The sequence below is a fragment of the Flavobacterium tructae genome, from assembly GCF_002217475.1.
Lineage (GTDB): Bacteria > Bacteroidota > Bacteroidia > Flavobacteriales > Flavobacteriaceae > Flavobacterium > Flavobacterium tructae.
Map to the genome: position 1 here is coordinate 23,242 of NZ_MUHH01000032.1, position 14,180 is coordinate 37,421.

The window sequence follows — 14,180 nt, forward strand, 5'->3', positions numbered from 1 at the left end:
GTTATTTTTTTTTGCCACAGATTAACAGGATTAAAAAAGATTTTTTTCTTTATAAAACTGTTTTTTTTTTATCGTTGAAATCATTTTATTCTGTAACTAAATTTTTTCTTACGCAGATTAAACCGCTTTCTATTCGCAAATATCCGAAAAAAATCGGCGTCATCTGTACCTCATTTCTAACACTTTTCTACTTTATAGAAATTGCCACACCACCACTTGCGACTAGTTTTTGTTTTAACTTCGTTTTACTGTTTACATTCACTTTACGAATGTTGTACAATTGTGGATTACTCTTATAATCGGCGGTTTTTCCGTCTTCATAAATCGTTGCCGTAAATGATTTCCCGGCAGGTAAAAAACTAAAATCAATGAGAGCCATACGTGGGTTTTCATCCGTAATTCCACCTACAAACCATTCTTGTTTTCCTTTAGTTTTTCTGGCTATTGTGATATAATCTCCTGGTTCTGCTTCGAGAATATAACTGTCATCCCAGTCCAGTGCAACATCTTTTATAAACTGAAAAGCATCCTTAAAACGCATATAATTTTCAGGCAAATCGGCCGCCATTTGCAACGGGCTGTACATCGTTACATAAAGCGCCAATTGCTTCGCCAATGTTGTACTTAACTTGTTTTTCTTTGAGCCGTAAACAGATAAGTCTCCCTGAAAAATTCCCGGTGTATAATCCATCGCCCCCCCCATAAGACGTGTAAATGGTAAAATTGTAGTGTGATCAGGATGAATCCCCTCCATAGCCTCAAACTCAGTTCCTCTGGCTGATTCCTGAGCAAACCAGTTAGGATAGGTACGATGCAATCCGGTCGGGCGAACTGCTTCATGGGAATCTACCATGATTTTATACTTTGCTGCTTCTTTAGCTATATACGTATAATGGTTGACCATTTGCTGCCCGTCATGATGTTCTCCTCTTGGAATAATTGGTCCTACATAGCCCGTTTTTACAGCATTATAGTTATTATCGACCATAAACTTTAAGGCATCCGGAAGTTGTCTTTCATATTCTGAAGCTGAAGATGTCGTTTCATGATGCATGATGATTTTCACTCCCTTCTGCTTGGCATATGAACTTAAGTCTTTCACATCAAAATCCGGATAAGACTTAGTAAAGCTATAAATACGTTCTTTTTTAAAAGCGGTATTGTCTTCCCAGCCTTCGTTCCAACCTTCCACCAGAACTGCGTCGAAACCATTTGCCGAAGCAAAATCAATATATTCTTTTACGTGTTTGGTATTGGCTCCATGTGTTCCATTAGGCTTCAGTTTAGAAAAATCAGTAGCTCCAATTACCACATCCTGATTGTCAGAATACGCCCAGGTAGATCCCCCGCCAGTAAAATACTCCCACCAAACTCCAATATATTTCACCGGTTTAATCCATGAAGTATCTTCGAAAGCACAGGGTTCATTCAGATTTAAAATCATTTTTGAAGCGAGAATATTTCGCGCATCATCACTCACCACAATCGTTCTCCAGGGCGTGAAACTTCCGGTTTGAATGTATCCTTTATTTCCAACAGCATCAGGAACCAAATGTGAACTCAGCGAATAAGCCTTATCATCAACATTAAGACACATCGCCGGGTAATTTTTCAAAGCTGCTTCGTGAATATTAATATAAAGTCCGTCATTAGTCTTCATCATCAAAGGTGTTTGCGCAGCCAGATTTTTAATCGTTGTTTGTGCTGCCATCGAAACGTGAGCAGCATTGTACATCAAAGATTGCATCTCCGAAATTTTTGAAGTGGTATAACTGTACTCGTTTGTATCATAATCCCCCGGAATCCAAAAAATCTTATGATCTCCCGTTAAATTAAACTCGGTAGTTTCTTCCTGAATCACAAAATGACGCAGATTATCCTGTACCGGAAACTCATATCGAAATCCCAATCCGTCATTGAACAAACGGAAATAAATCGTTATTTTTCGCTTGCTTTTTTCCTGTATCAAATCAGCTTTCAATTCATTGTACTGATTTCTGATTTTTTTCTGCTCTCCCAATACCGGTTCCCAGAAATTGTCTTCTGATTGTTTTTGAGTACCGACAATCTGAAAACCTTTATTCATTTTGATATCCGACTTTAAAATAAAGCCCAATCTGCTTTCTTTGATTACTTCTTTTTTCTTGTAGGCTAGAAAATAAACCGGAGTACCCTCAGCATTTAAATTGAATGTCAATACCAAGTTCCCGTCGGGAGACTTCAGTTCCTGAGCATTGATCCATGCATTCGAAACAATAATAAAAAAGCAGGCAAAAAGAATTTTCTTCATAAACAAAAGGTTTCTGAGTATTGCTAAATCGATTTAGCAAACATAATAAAATTTATGAAACAGAAATACCTGAAAGAAAAAAATATAAAACTTTAATTGAAAAAAACCGAAAAAAATAATGCCTTGAACGAAAAGATAAAGTTTAGTCGTACAAAAAAAAAAGACTGCCCATAAAAGCAGTCTTTCTAAATTGTTGCGATAAACAAAGTCCGGCCTATGCCATAAACAATGCATATTTATTGTAATTGTATAAAACCAGGTCATACGGAACTAAAAGCGGCGCTACCTTTTCTGACGAAGCTTCAAATGTAATTCCATGGTGCTTTCTGAATAAATAAATCTCTTTTAAACAATTTGATAAACTCTGATGAATTCCCGTAGTAAAAGTTGGCAGCTTTTTATCGCCAACCAATAAATCAATCTGGTAATTTGAACTGCTTTTAGACAGATTGTTTCCTATAATTCTTATTGTAAATGTTGTTGCTTTTCCGTATTGTTCTCCTTGATACTGTACTACCATAATTTTATAATTAAAGAGGTTAGATTATCTTATTGTACTCTGATTTTTTTTCTTCTGCAAATTGAAGAATTAAAGTTATGAAAAAAAAGTAATGGACTAAAAAAAATGTTCTTTTTCATTCCAAAAAAAGTAAATACCGGACGTAAAAAAACCGTAACGGATTACGGTTTTTAAACAATTAACTAAAAATATTTAATCAACTTTTTAACGAGTGTAAAATTCATTCATAAGCACGATTAATTTCTGGTGACCATTGTGGTTTCTTTTCTAGCGGCGATTTCTAATAAAAAAGGATTTCCTTCTTCATCAAACATCGTCATATTTAGAGCGTCCAACAAAATCAGATTTTTCGAAACGCCTCCTTTAAATTTATTATAAGAGAGGTTTAACTCAGACAAATGACCTAATTTTTCTAATTCATTTGGAATTTCTCCTTCAAAATTATTATCAAACAAGCTCAGGTTTTCCAAAACACCAAAGTTGCTTACTTCTTTACTCAAACTCCCTGACAATTTGTTCTGATTTAAAAGCAAAACTTTCAAAGTTTTTATCGTATAAATTGACCCCGGCAACTGCCCCTGAATTTCATTATTAAACAAAGCAAGTGTTTCTAATTGACTTAATTTTCCAATCTCCAAAGGAAGCTGTCCCTGAATTTTATTGTCGTGTAAATCGATCGTAATCAAATTAACCAAAGTCAACAATTCTACTGGCAGATTTCCCTGCAAATTATTATTTGCCAAATGAAGTCCGACGACTTTACCATTTTCAACTTTTACCCCATACCAGGTAGCTACCGAAAGGGATAAATCCCATTTTACCTTCCATTCCGATCCGTTTGTTGCTTCATACAATTTGATAAGCGCCTCTTTCTCTTTATCTGAAACGGTATCAGCAAAAATAGCAGGCGAAAAAATAAAAGCCAGAAAAAAAAGGACTAAGCTTTTCATTACAAGATTGGGGATTTATTGATGCCATAAAATTATACATTTCATAGTTATAAAGCGCATAATGTCGATAAAGTGTTGATAAAATTTAATTTAATCAAAATTTTACTACTTTATTCAAAGATGCAATTTGTGAGATTTTTTGTTTAAATTTGAGCAACTAATCCTAAAAACCTCATATTATGGAATTTAACCCTGTTGCATTATTCTTATCAGCAATCGTAACACTAGCTGTTGGTTTTATCTGGTACAACCCTAAAGTGTTCGGAACCATCTGGATGAGAGAGAACAATCTCACTCCGGAAGACTTACAAAAAGGAAATATGCTGAAAATATTCGGTCTTACGTATCTTTTCTCGTTAATGATTACCGTAATTTTAATGTCTCTTACCATTCATCAAACAGGTGCTTTGGGAATGGTGGGCGGGCCTCCTTTAGTAGCCAGTGCCAAACCATCGTTTGCTGCTTTTATGAATGACTATGGAACAGCATACCGCACGTTTAAACACGGAACTCTTCACGGATTTATGTCAGCACTCTTTTTTGTCTTTCCTGTAATTGGAATCAACGGCTTGTTCGAAAGAAAATCATGGAAATATATCTTTATTCATGCAGGTTACTGGGCAGTTTGCCTTACTTTGATGGGTGGAATTATCTGTGCATTTGCCTAACTCTAAAAAATACAAACCCGTTTGAAATTAAATCTCAAACGGGTTTTCTTAATAATAACTTAAACCAGTTGAGTTCTTATAAATATTCTCTAATTTTGAAGAAATTAGCTCCCTCATTTGACTACAACTTATTCTTTCGAAATATACAATAGCGCATCACTACTGCCCTTGGAATGGAATTCTCTGGCGGCCGCTAATATCTTTTTAACCAAAGAATACCTGGAAGTCCTGGAAAACTCCTGTCCGGTAAATATGATATGTCATTTTATTGGAATTTTCAGTGATAGTAAACTGGTCGGAATTGTTCTGACCCAATTTCTATTTACGGAGAAACTGGAATCATTCGGTGAACGCGATCAATGTTTGAAAACTTCGGTGCGAAATTTTGCTTTTAAGAATTTTGCCTCTCATGTATTATTTGTCGGAAACAATATGCTTACCGGACAAAATGCGTTTATATTTGCCTCAGACATCAAACAATCAATTGCTTTAAAAACACTACACAAAGCCATTAATCAGCTTAAAAAAAACCTGAAAGCAAGCGGAAGAAAGGTTCACATTACCAGCATAAAAGATTTTACAGCTACCGAAATTATTCCTTTACAAAACGAATTCAAAAACAATTATACGTTTTCAACTCAGCCTAATATGGTTTTTGAAATCCATAAAGACTGGGCATCTGAACAAGATTATATCAACGCTTTATCAAAAAAATATCGGGATCAGTACAAACGGGCACGAAAAAAAGCAGACGGAATTGTAAAGCAAAAAATGTCTTTGGCCGACATTAAGAAATATGAAGATGTTATTTACGATTTGTATTTTCATGTGGCCAAAAATGCCCCTTTTAATACTTTTTTCTTAGCCCGAAATCACTTTAGTTTTTTCAAAGAAATTATGAAAGATGATTTTCTGTTTTACGGCTATTTTTTAGAAGAAAAACTAATCGGATTCAATACCTTAATTAAAAACGGAAGCGCGATGGACACGTACTTTTTAGGGTACGACGAGACCATTCAACGCGAAAAAATGCTGTATTTAAATATGCTTTATGACATGATTGCCTACTCTATCAATCATGGTTTTAAAGAAGTGGTATTTGCCAGAACCGCTCTTGAAATCAAAAGCTCTGTCGGAGCAAAACCAGTCAAAATGTATGGATTGATAACGCACAGCAATACTCTGATCAACCACAATATTGGCCGATTGTTTAGCTATCTGGAACCCAAAACCGACTGGCAAGAGCGAAATCCGTTTAAATAAATACTGATTTTAGATTGAAGATTAACGACTGCAGATTTCTGATTTGCTATTAGTCGATAGTAAACACCATCTATTTTTTACAGGTCTTATACATCTGAAATCAAAAATCGAAAGCGATTATACAGATCATTCCTATGGAACTCATTAAAAACACCTCCCTATTTTCAACGGATTAAAATCCGTTGCTACAACATATACATTCCTTCGGAATTTTGAAGGCAACTCCGCTAGGAATGGAATATCTATAGAAATAAATTCGGCCACCGTTTTTTAGCCCCATCGGGGCGATACCTTTCACAATCAGTTTTACACAGACTATAAAAACTACGGAATTGCAATTTTCATCTGCTTGTGCAGAATGTGAATTTCCAAATCCGTTTGTGCGCCGCAATACTCGCCATCAATCTGAAAATTTACAGGATAGTCTGTTTTTATCATTGCTTTATCTGTGGAAATAATTACAATATCATCCGAATCAATAGGCATGTTTCCGGTGATAATTTTTCCGATCAGCAGTAAATCAAGGCTTTTTAAAATAACCAATTCGAACTTCCCGTCATTCATTACGCCATTTGGATTTATTACGACACCGGTTCCATATTTCTGAGAATTAGCAATCACTATCATTCTTGCAGTATGCTCCACGGTTTTGTTATTAGCCGAGATTGTAGCCACAAAGGGTTCTTCCGATTCTTTTAAAGCCGAATATGCCTGTAAGGCGTAACCCCATAAACCGCGCAAATTACTCTCTTCGTAATTTTTTACCAGATTGGCGTTTACGCCAATATCACTCAAATGAATACTTTTTTTGCCATTGATAGCAATCATATCCATTTCGATATATTGATGTAAAAAAGCAATTTTCAGGTTCTCCTCAAGTGCATCCGGCAGGTTTAAATCAACTGATAATCCATTGGCCGAACCAGCAGGCAAAATACCAATAATGATATCAAACTGCTCCATGGCTTCAGCAACCATTTTTATGGTTCCGTCTCCACCGGCTACCACAATACGCTCAGGATGATACTGATTGTAAAGGATTTGTATTTCTTTTTGATCATGCTGCCCGGTGGTTTCATAAACTTCCAGATCAAAATGATGCGCAACAGAAAACTCCTGTACAGCGGCTATTAAATCGGATTTATCCAGATCTCCAGAAATAGGATTTACAACAAATAAGATATTCTTTTTCAAAGTTTTATTTTTAAAATCAATTAAAATAATTAATTTACATCATCCATAAATATACACAATTAATGAAACCAATTTTACAATTATATCGCGGTTATGCCAATGAAGAAGAATTAATTGTAATGGGACATGTTTTCAGAAGAACGTATGAATATGATTATCAGAAAAAAAACTTCAAAAATGCCACTTCGATCATCAATCAGTTCAGAATAAAAACGATTAAAAATTTTGATGTTTATCTAAAATGTGGCAATCAGGAAATTCACACTAAAACCCTGGACGACGGCTATTTCAAATTTTGTATTCCACTGGAGAAAGAAACGCCCTTTGGGTGGATTGAATACGAAGTCAGCATCAAACACAAGACTGAAACAATAACTGAAAAAGGCAGTTTCATAAGACCACACAAAGGCAAACTGGGCATCATCTCCGATATTGATGATACTTTTTTGATTTCGCATACCGGAAATTTCTTCCGGAAAATATATGTCCTTTTATTTAAAAATGTCAACGACCGTAAAGTTTTTAAAGGTGTTGTACCGCATTACCAAGCTTTAAGTTCAGCCGGACGAAATAATAAGGAAGAAGAAAATGCCTTTTTTTATGTATCGAGCAGCGAATGGAATTTGTATCGATTCATCGTCAAATTTACCAAAATACATCATCTGCCAAGAGCCGTAATTCTTTTGAAAGATATCAAAAGAGGAATCCCTGATTTTTTCATGAGCGGACGCGGAAACCATGATCATAAATTCGACAAAATAAAACACGTTTTAGAATTCTACCCCAATCTTAAATACGTTTTATTAGGAGACGATTCGCAACACGACCCCATTTTGTACGAGCGAATCTGTAAAATCTTTCCGGTTACTGTAAAGGCAGTTTACATCAGACAGACTGGCAAACACAAAAAAGAAGCCACTAAAACGATTATGAAAAACCTCGAAAACTTAGAGGTCTCTGTTTGTTATTATAAAGACAGCAGTGAAGCCATTATGCACTCTAAATCTATTGGTCTTATCTCGTGAAATGTGATTTGTAAGATGTGAAATGTGAAATATGTGGAGTAAATATAGTGTGTCTTCGATTTTTTACAAGGGATGGTAAACTTCAGACATAAAAAAAACTTTGCCAAAGTTCAAGCCTTTGACAAAGTTATATATTCATTTCAAAACTGAAAACTAATTAAGCATTAAAGTTATCAATCTTTTCCTGAACGATTTCCCAATCCAGCAACAATTGATCTAAATCTTCTTTCTTTTTGTTGTATGCAGTAAAAAACGAAGCATCTTCAATATGTTTGTCATAATTAGAAGCCAGCATTTTATCATCGTGCTGAATGTCTTTTTCTAATTGTTTGATTTGACTCTCTACCTTACTCAATCGGTTTTGAAGTGCTTTTCCTTTTTTCTGATCTTCGTATGACGTTTTCTTAGATTCTTTTGGAGCGGCTTCTTTTACGACATCTTTTTTCTCTACCTCACGCATGTTTTCAAGATTACGCTGCTCTAAGAAGTAGTTAATATCTCCTAAATATTCTCTGATCTTTTGATCTTTGAATTCATAAACGATGTTCGACATTCCCTGAAGGAAATCTCTATCGTGAGAAACCAATAATAAAGTTCCTCCAAATTTTTGAAGTGCTGCTTTTAAAACGTTCTTCGATTTAATATCCAGGTGATTTGTAGGCTCATCCATCAGTAAAACATTGATAGGCTGCAACAACAATTTACAAAGTGCCAAACGGTTGCGTTCACCTCCTGAAAGTACCTTTACTTTTTTCTCCACATCGTCTCCGCGGAATAAAAAGGATCCCAGCATATCACGAACTTTCATACGGTTTGTGTCTGTAGCAGCATCTTCCATAGTTTGAAGCAACGTAATTTCTCCATCAAGATATTCAGCCTGATTTTGAGCAAAATATCCTAACTGAACATTGTGTCCTAATTTGATGTTCCCCTGGTACTCAAATTCGTTTACAAGAGCTTTAATGAAAGTCGATTTTCCTTGTCCGTTTTGTCCCACAAAGGCAATTTTACTTCCTCTTTCTACCAATAAACTAATATCTTTCAGAATCGTTTTGTCTCCGTAAGCTTTGGTAACGTTTTCAGCTTCGATTACTACTTTTCCAGGTTCTTTTGAAACCGGAAACGAAATATTCATTACCGAATTATCATCTTCATCTACTTCGATTCTTTCTACTTTATCTAACTTTTTAATTAATGATTGCGCCATCGAAGCTTTAGAAGCTTTTGCACGGAACTTTTCAATTAATTTTTCTGTCTCTTCTATTTTCTTTGCCTGATTCTTCTGAGTCGCCAATTGTTTTTCACGAATCTCGTGACGCAATTCTAAATACTGAGAATATGGCTTATTAAAATCATATGCTTTTCCTAAGGAAATTTCGATGGTACGGTTAGTCACATTATCCAAAAACATTTTATCGTGCGAAACGATTACCACAACTCCGGGATAGTTACGAAGGAAACTTTCTAACCAAATGATACTCTCAATATCCAGGTGATTCGTTGGCTCATCCAGAAGTAATACATCATTAGATTGCAATAACAGTTTTGCCAATTCGATACGCATTCTCCAACCTCCTGAAAATGTTTCAGTTTGGTTATTGAAAACTTCTCTTTTGAAACCTAACCCTAAAAGAATTTTCTCTGTATCTCCTACATAGTTGTAACCTCCAAGAAGATCAAAACGATGGGTATAATCAGACAAATCTTCAATGATCTGACCGTATTCCTCACTTTCATAATCGGTTCTGGTCACCAACTGATGATTAATTTCTTCTAGTTTTTTCTCAACAATTTTAATTTCAGTAAAAGCCTCATACGCTTCTTCCAACACCGTTCTTCCACGTTCAAAATCAATATCCTGACGCAAAAACCCCATTCGGATATCTTTCTCCTGGGAAATAACCCCTGAATCAGGAGCAAAATCTCTTGCTAACATTTTAAGCATTGTAGATTTACCCGCTCCGTTTTTACCAACAAGACCTACGCGGTCGCCGGCACCTAAACGAAAAGTAACTTCTTCAAATAAATATGTTCCTCCAAAAGAAACCGAAAGATTGTGTATATTAAGCATAATTTGTAACTATTATAACAAGGAGTAAAGGCTTTAAGTGCCTTATTTACTTTACTTTTTGAAAGTGCAAAAGTATGACAATTAATTTAAGTTTCGACTGTCGTTTTAAAAACAAATCGTACTGGGCTTTTTCACGCTAAAAACTCTTTTTTATCCTTTAACCTCTTTTGTTTGAACAATAAAAAAACGGATAGAAGTCTAAAAAGACTTTTATCCGTTTAATAAAACATTTATTGTGCTCCTTATGCCTCTTTTGGCTCCGGTAACATTACTGATGCAATTACCGAAATTGCCAGAATCCCTCCAATTACAAGCAATGAATACAGAGATTCAATATGATAAAACGGAGAAATAATCATTTTTACTCCGATAAACGAAAGAATTATAGCCAAACCATATTGCAATTTACTGAACAAGTGAATGAAGTTATCCAATAAGAAGAATAACGCTCTAAGTCCCAAAATAGCAAAAATGTTAGAGGTATAAAGAATAAAAGGATCACTAGAAATGGCAAAAATTGCCGGTATAGAATCGACTGCGAACAATAAATCGGTAAACTCAATTACAGCAACTACTACTAAAAGTGGGGTTGCCAGTTTTTTTCCGTTTTCGAATGTAAAGAATTTATCTCCATCGTATTTATCGCTAACGCTGAAAAACTTTCTGATTAATCTTGCTCCTTTGGTGTTATTGTAATCTTCTTCATCGTCCTCATCACCAGCAGACCATGACTTGATTCCTGCATAAACCAGAAACAATCCGAAAGCTGTCATAATTAAGTTGATATCGTATTTGAAACCAGCAATTCCAACCAGACTTAAAAGCTTGTTTAAATAAGTCAGTTCGATAAGAAATGCTCCTGAGAAAATAAAAATAGCTCTTAAAACCAATGCTCCGATAATACCCCAAAATAAAACTTTGTGCTTGTTGTGATTGGCTACGTCAAAAAACTTGAATACTAATATAAATACAAAAAGATTGTCAACTGAAAGTGCTTTTTCAATCCAATACGCCGATTGAAATTCATAAAATTTTGCCGATCCGGCGAAGTAATAAACCAAACCACTAAAAATCATCGCTAAACTAATCCATACTAATGACCAGGTTACTGCTTCTTTATTACTTACGACATGGCTTTTTTTGTTGAAAATTCCCAAATCCAACAATAGCATGATCACTACTGCAATGGCAAAGACAATTATTAATCCCGGATGTTCTGAAAAAATAGGGTGCTGATTCATTTTTGAATATTACTATGTTAGTTTTTTTTACAGACTCATTTCAGCATAACAACTCTTCCTGCTTCTTTTGCGGAAAATATATTCTTGCTCTGAAGTCCATTTTCATTTCGCGCAATATTACAACTAACCAACTAAAAGAACAAGGGGAAAACATAAGAACTCCTGATATTCTTTCAACACAGAATACAAACTAAAATAGTATCTTTGTGCTACTCTTCTCCGTAAGATAAATTTTAAATATTTTTGTCAGAATCAAAATGTTTTACTCTAAAACAAAAATTGATTCTCTACAACGCCAACAATTAATTGAATTGCAACCATGTTAAAGAAAGGATCTAAACTAAACAGTATACTAACAGGAAGCTGCCCAAGATGTCACAAAGAAAGTATGTATTCAGACCGAAATCCGCTTCATTTGACAAAGGTGCTAAAAATGAACGAAAATTGTAGTCACTGTGGATTAAAATACCAGATAGAACCATCGTTTTTTTATGGTGCTATGTATGTTAGTTATGGTTTAAATGTTGCAGTCGGAATTGCGGCTTTTATCGTTTCGTTTGTATTTTTCAAAACGTCAGTCGAGGAATCTTTTCTGATCATTGTTGCAACGTTGATTCTATTATTCCCATTTGTCTTAAGACTTTCGAGAAATCTGTACATTAACATGTTTGTTTCTTATGATCCGGAAGCGGGATCGAAATAAAGCTATTTTCTTTTCTTATAGAAACGATGAATATCAATCGTTGGATCTAAAGTTTTTTGGTCTTCGATATACTCATATAAATCTTTGGCCATAGCCGGACCAAGCATTACACCACGCGTCCCTAATCCGTTTAAAATATGTAGTGAATTGTATTGATTGTGTGTACCAATAATTGGCCTACGATCACGTACCGTTGGTCTCACCCCGCCAAAATGTGAAACAACTTCAAAACGACAATTGATTATTTCCTCTATACGATCGATTAACTCTGTCCTTCCTTCTTCCGTTGGCGTATCTGTTTTGTCTTTCCAATTGTAGGTTGCTCCCACTTTAAACAAATCGTTTCCTAAAGGCAAAATAAAGACGCTGGTATTCACAATTACATCCAGATCCAGATCAGGTGCCTTGATAACAAAAAGCTCCCCTTTAGTTCCATCTAATGGCAAATCCTGAAAAAACGGATTGGCATGTAATCCGAAACCTTCTGCAAAAATAATATGCTTAGCCTGATATTCTTTATACTGAACAAAATCTTCATCAATAATCAGTTTAGCATAATCAAACGACTCCTGAAGCAATAATTTGTTTTGAAGTAAATACTCGTGGTATTTATCCAACAATAAAGCCGTATCGACATAACCGGTATGTAAAACCTCACCATAATCAAACGGAGAATCGATACCATTGTATTTTTTAAAGATTAATTTGGTAGAAAGAAATGGTCCCAGAAGTGGTTTATCAGAAGCCGAAAACCAATTGTTTTGTTCTTCTATAGAGAAAAATTTTCTTAAAATAGGAAGCTTAAAATTCACCTTCGTTTTCAGCTTACCTTCGATGGTCTCATAGAATTCTTCCATTAAGGACAACTGTTCTTCTGCTTTCCAAACCTCACTAAAGCGTTTTAAAATCACCGGATTGTACAATCCTCCCGCAACTCTTGATGAATTTTGCGATTCATCATTTATAACTACTATAGATTTATTGTTTTTAAGTGCAATTTCAGCAAATGAAATTCCAGCCAATCCAGATCCGACAATTATATAATCCAACATGTGTAAAAAGGTAAAATAAAAAACTCTTACCACAAATGTAGTAAGAGTTTTTGGTATAATGTTACTAATTCCTTAGTAGCTCCACATATCCTGTTCGAAGTTGCGAATCTTCTCTTTTACTCTTTCAGATTCCAACAGCTGTTTTTGTGCATTATCTTTCATGTAGTCCTTAATTTCACGATCTCCATATACATTTTCTTCTTTATAGATAATCGAATTAAAACGTCTCGAATTTAAAATCTGATCGAATGAAATTGGGTATGCTGAATTACTATCGTTAAATGCTTTTGCTTCGTTCAGTACCTCTCTTGCATTAGGAAAGAAAACCCAAAACAGTTCAATATAATCTTTCTCATCACTATTCATGGTATAAACATCGGGTGTCACAGGACAAATCCCGAGTAATCGGTATTTCAATTCACTCTCACGTTTGTCAAAATACCAGTATCCTTTCAATTTATACTGAGTAACATCTGCTGCCGTTAAGTCTTGTTTTAAAATATACTCAGCAGGTACCGTTCTGGTCGGGCCAACTGTTTCGTCAACATAAGTAACTACTTTTTTCTTACCCGTACCTGTAACTACCTTTTTCTTCACCACCCGTGTTTTGTAGTCGTCCGGGTATTGATTGATTAACTCCCTCCCGGCATCAGTCGTATCGATTCTTGATAATCCGCCCTGAATATCTTTAAGTGATTTTTTAGTATTAAAGTAGCTGTCGGCATACACTTCCGTAATTCTTCCTGCTTTTATTCCTCTGATCAAAACATCATAAAGAGAACGTCTATCCGAACCAATATTGGCAGTATCAACCGGAAAATACAATGGAAAATTGATTTTTTCATTCAAATCGATAATCTCCCAGGTCGTTTTTCCCATTAAAATATCCCTGTCGTCCACATAACCGTAAGCCAATGGCTTATCATTGTCAGCACGTAACTGAGCAGGATTCTTTATCCCGATCTGATTTGCCGTTTTTGCATTCAGCAAATTTGATTGTGCCATAATAGAACTAAAACTTCCAATAACTCCAACAATAACGATTAAAAACTTTCTTACTTTCATAATGAGACAATTAAAATCTATTGAACGTAAACACATGGCGTTTATTGTGTTTTTTCTCACACAACATAAAGAAACACCACAATAACAACTACTCTAACCCAAATCAACCCTAAAAAGCTCAACAAATTCACCATTTAA

The 14,180-nt window shown here is 35.0% G+C and carries 12 protein-coding genes; 4 read left to right on the forward strand and 8 right to left on the reverse strand.

What is annotated here, in order from left to right:
* Nucleotides 1-187 precede the first annotated feature (187 nt).
* The 3 genes from B0A80_RS14485 to B0A80_RS14495 all read right to left on the reverse strand — a co-directional run bounded on the left by B0A80_RS14485 (nt 188) and on the right by B0A80_RS14495 (nt 3,760).
* Nucleotides 188-2,290, reverse strand: a complete 2,103-nt coding sequence (locus B0A80_RS14485; protein ID WP_089077713.1) for a glycoside hydrolase family 97 protein — start codon at nt 2,288-2,290, stop codon at nt 188-190.
* A 214-nt stretch (nt 2,291-2,504) separates the two neighbouring features.
* A complete protein-coding gene (locus tag B0A80_RS14490; RefSeq protein WP_017496961.1) occupies nt 2,505-2,810 on the reverse strand; it encodes a hypothetical protein in 306 nt (101 codons plus the stop codon).
* Nucleotides 2,811-3,046: 236 nt separating this feature from the next.
* The gene (locus tag B0A80_RS14495) at nt 3,047-3,760 is read right to left on the reverse strand and encodes a leucine-rich repeat domain-containing protein (protein WP_089077714.1); all 714 of its coding nucleotides are present in this window, start codon (nt 3,758-3,760) and stop codon (nt 3,047-3,049) included.
* A gap of 179 nt (nt 3,761-3,939) precedes the next feature.
* Between B0A80_RS14495 and B0A80_RS14500 the strand changes: the two genes are divergently transcribed.
* On the forward strand, nt 3,940-4,428 hold the full coding sequence (locus B0A80_RS14500) for a DUF1761 domain-containing protein (protein WP_070908736.1): 489 nt from the start codon (nt 3,940-3,942) through the stop codon (nt 4,426-4,428).
* Between the two features lie 117 nt (nt 4,429-4,545).
* The gene (locus tag B0A80_RS14505; RefSeq protein ID WP_070908735.1) at nt 4,546-5,691 is read left to right on the forward strand and encodes a peptidogalycan biosysnthesis protein; all 1,146 of its coding nucleotides are present in this window, start codon (nt 4,546-4,548) and stop codon (nt 5,689-5,691) included.
* A 324-nt stretch (nt 5,692-6,015) separates the two neighbouring features.
* Here the strand turns inward: B0A80_RS14505 and B0A80_RS14510 are convergent, their stop codons facing one another.
* The gene (locus B0A80_RS14510) at nt 6,016-6,885 is read right to left on the reverse strand and encodes a diacylglycerol/lipid kinase family protein (RefSeq protein WP_089077715.1); all 870 of its coding nucleotides are present in this window, start codon (nt 6,883-6,885) and stop codon (nt 6,016-6,018) included.
* A 62-nt stretch (nt 6,886-6,947) separates the two neighbouring features.
* On the opposite strand from B0A80_RS14510, the gene B0A80_RS14515 reads away from it, so the two are divergent.
* Nucleotides 6,948-7,910: an App1 family protein gene (locus B0A80_RS14515; protein ID WP_017496966.1), complete on the forward strand. Its 963-nt coding sequence runs from the start codon at nt 6,948-6,950 to the stop codon at nt 7,908-7,910.
* 157 nt (nt 7,911-8,067) lie between these two features.
* Here the strand turns inward: B0A80_RS14515 and B0A80_RS14520 are convergent, their stop codons facing one another.
* Both B0A80_RS14520 and B0A80_RS14525 read right to left on the reverse strand, forming a co-directional pair.
* The gene (locus B0A80_RS14520; protein WP_089077716.1) at nt 8,068-9,981 is read right to left on the reverse strand and encodes an ABC-F family ATP-binding cassette domain-containing protein; all 1,914 of its coding nucleotides are present in this window, start codon (nt 9,979-9,981) and stop codon (nt 8,068-8,070) included.
* A 242-nt stretch (nt 9,982-10,223) separates the two neighbouring features.
* Complete coding sequence (locus tag B0A80_RS14525; RefSeq protein WP_089077717.1) at nt 10,224-11,222, reverse strand: TerC/Alx family metal homeostasis membrane protein; 999 nt, start codon at nt 11,220-11,222, stop codon at nt 10,224-10,226.
* A gap of 319 nt (nt 11,223-11,541) precedes the next feature.
* Here B0A80_RS14525 and B0A80_RS14530 point away from each other — a divergent pair, with 319 nt between their 5' ends.
* Complete coding sequence (locus tag B0A80_RS14530) at nt 11,542-11,925, forward strand: DUF983 domain-containing protein (protein ID WP_089077718.1); 384 nt, start codon at nt 11,542-11,544, stop codon at nt 11,923-11,925.
* A 2-nt stretch (nt 11,926-11,927) separates the two neighbouring features.
* On the opposite strand, the gene B0A80_RS14535 is transcribed toward B0A80_RS14530, so the two are convergent.
* Entirely contained in the window at nt 11,928-12,977 is a 1,050-nt protein-coding gene (locus B0A80_RS14535; RefSeq protein ID WP_089077719.1) for an NAD(P)/FAD-dependent oxidoreductase, read from the reverse strand.
* Nucleotides 12,978-13,049: 72 nt separating this feature from the next.
* Nucleotides 13,050-14,042 carry a type IX secretion system ring subunit PorN/GldN gene (gene porN, locus B0A80_RS14540; RefSeq protein ID WP_089077720.1) on the reverse strand — a complete coding sequence of 331 codons (993 nt, stop codon included), beginning with the start codon at nt 14,040-14,042 and terminating at the stop codon, nt 13,050-13,052.
* Between the last annotated feature and the right edge of the window lie 138 nt (nt 14,043-14,180).

What these genes read in the sequence shown, in the direction of transcription:
- B0A80_RS14485 (WP_089077713.1), bottom strand. Translation starts at nt 2,290, where the DNA reads ATGAAGAAAATTCTTTTTGCCTGCTTTTTTATTATTGTTTCGAATGCA.
- B0A80_RS14490 (WP_017496961.1), bottom strand. Translation starts at nt 2,810, where the DNA reads ATGGTAGTACAGTATCAAGGAGAACAATACGGAAAAGCAACAACATTT.
- B0A80_RS14495 (WP_089077714.1), bottom strand. Translation starts at nt 3,760, where the DNA reads ATGAAAAGCTTAGTCCTTTTTTTTCTGGCTTTTATTTTTTCGCCTGCT.
- B0A80_RS14500 (WP_070908736.1), top strand. Translation starts at nt 3,940, where the DNA reads ATGGAATTTAACCCTGTTGCATTATTCTTATCAGCAATCGTAACACTA.
- B0A80_RS14515 (WP_017496966.1), top strand. Translation starts at nt 6,948, where the DNA reads ATGAAACCAATTTTACAATTATATCGCGGTTATGCCAATGAAGAAGAA.
- B0A80_RS14520 (WP_089077716.1), bottom strand. Translation starts at nt 9,981, where the DNA reads ATGCTTAATATACACAATCTTTCGGTTTCTTTTGGAGGAACATATTTA.
- B0A80_RS14525 (WP_089077717.1), bottom strand. Translation starts at nt 11,222, where the DNA reads ATGAATCAGCACCCTATTTTTTCAGAACATCCGGGATTAATAATTGTC.
- B0A80_RS14530 (WP_089077718.1), top strand. Translation starts at nt 11,542, where the DNA reads ATGTTAAAGAAAGGATCTAAACTAAACAGTATACTAACAGGAAGCTGC.
- B0A80_RS14535 (WP_089077719.1), bottom strand. Translation starts at nt 12,977, where the DNA reads ATGTTGGATTATATAATTGTCGGATCTGGATTGGCTGGAATTTCATTT.
- porN (WP_089077720.1), bottom strand. Translation starts at nt 14,042, where the DNA reads ATGAAAGTAAGAAAGTTTTTAATCGTTATTGTTGGAGTTATTGGAAGT.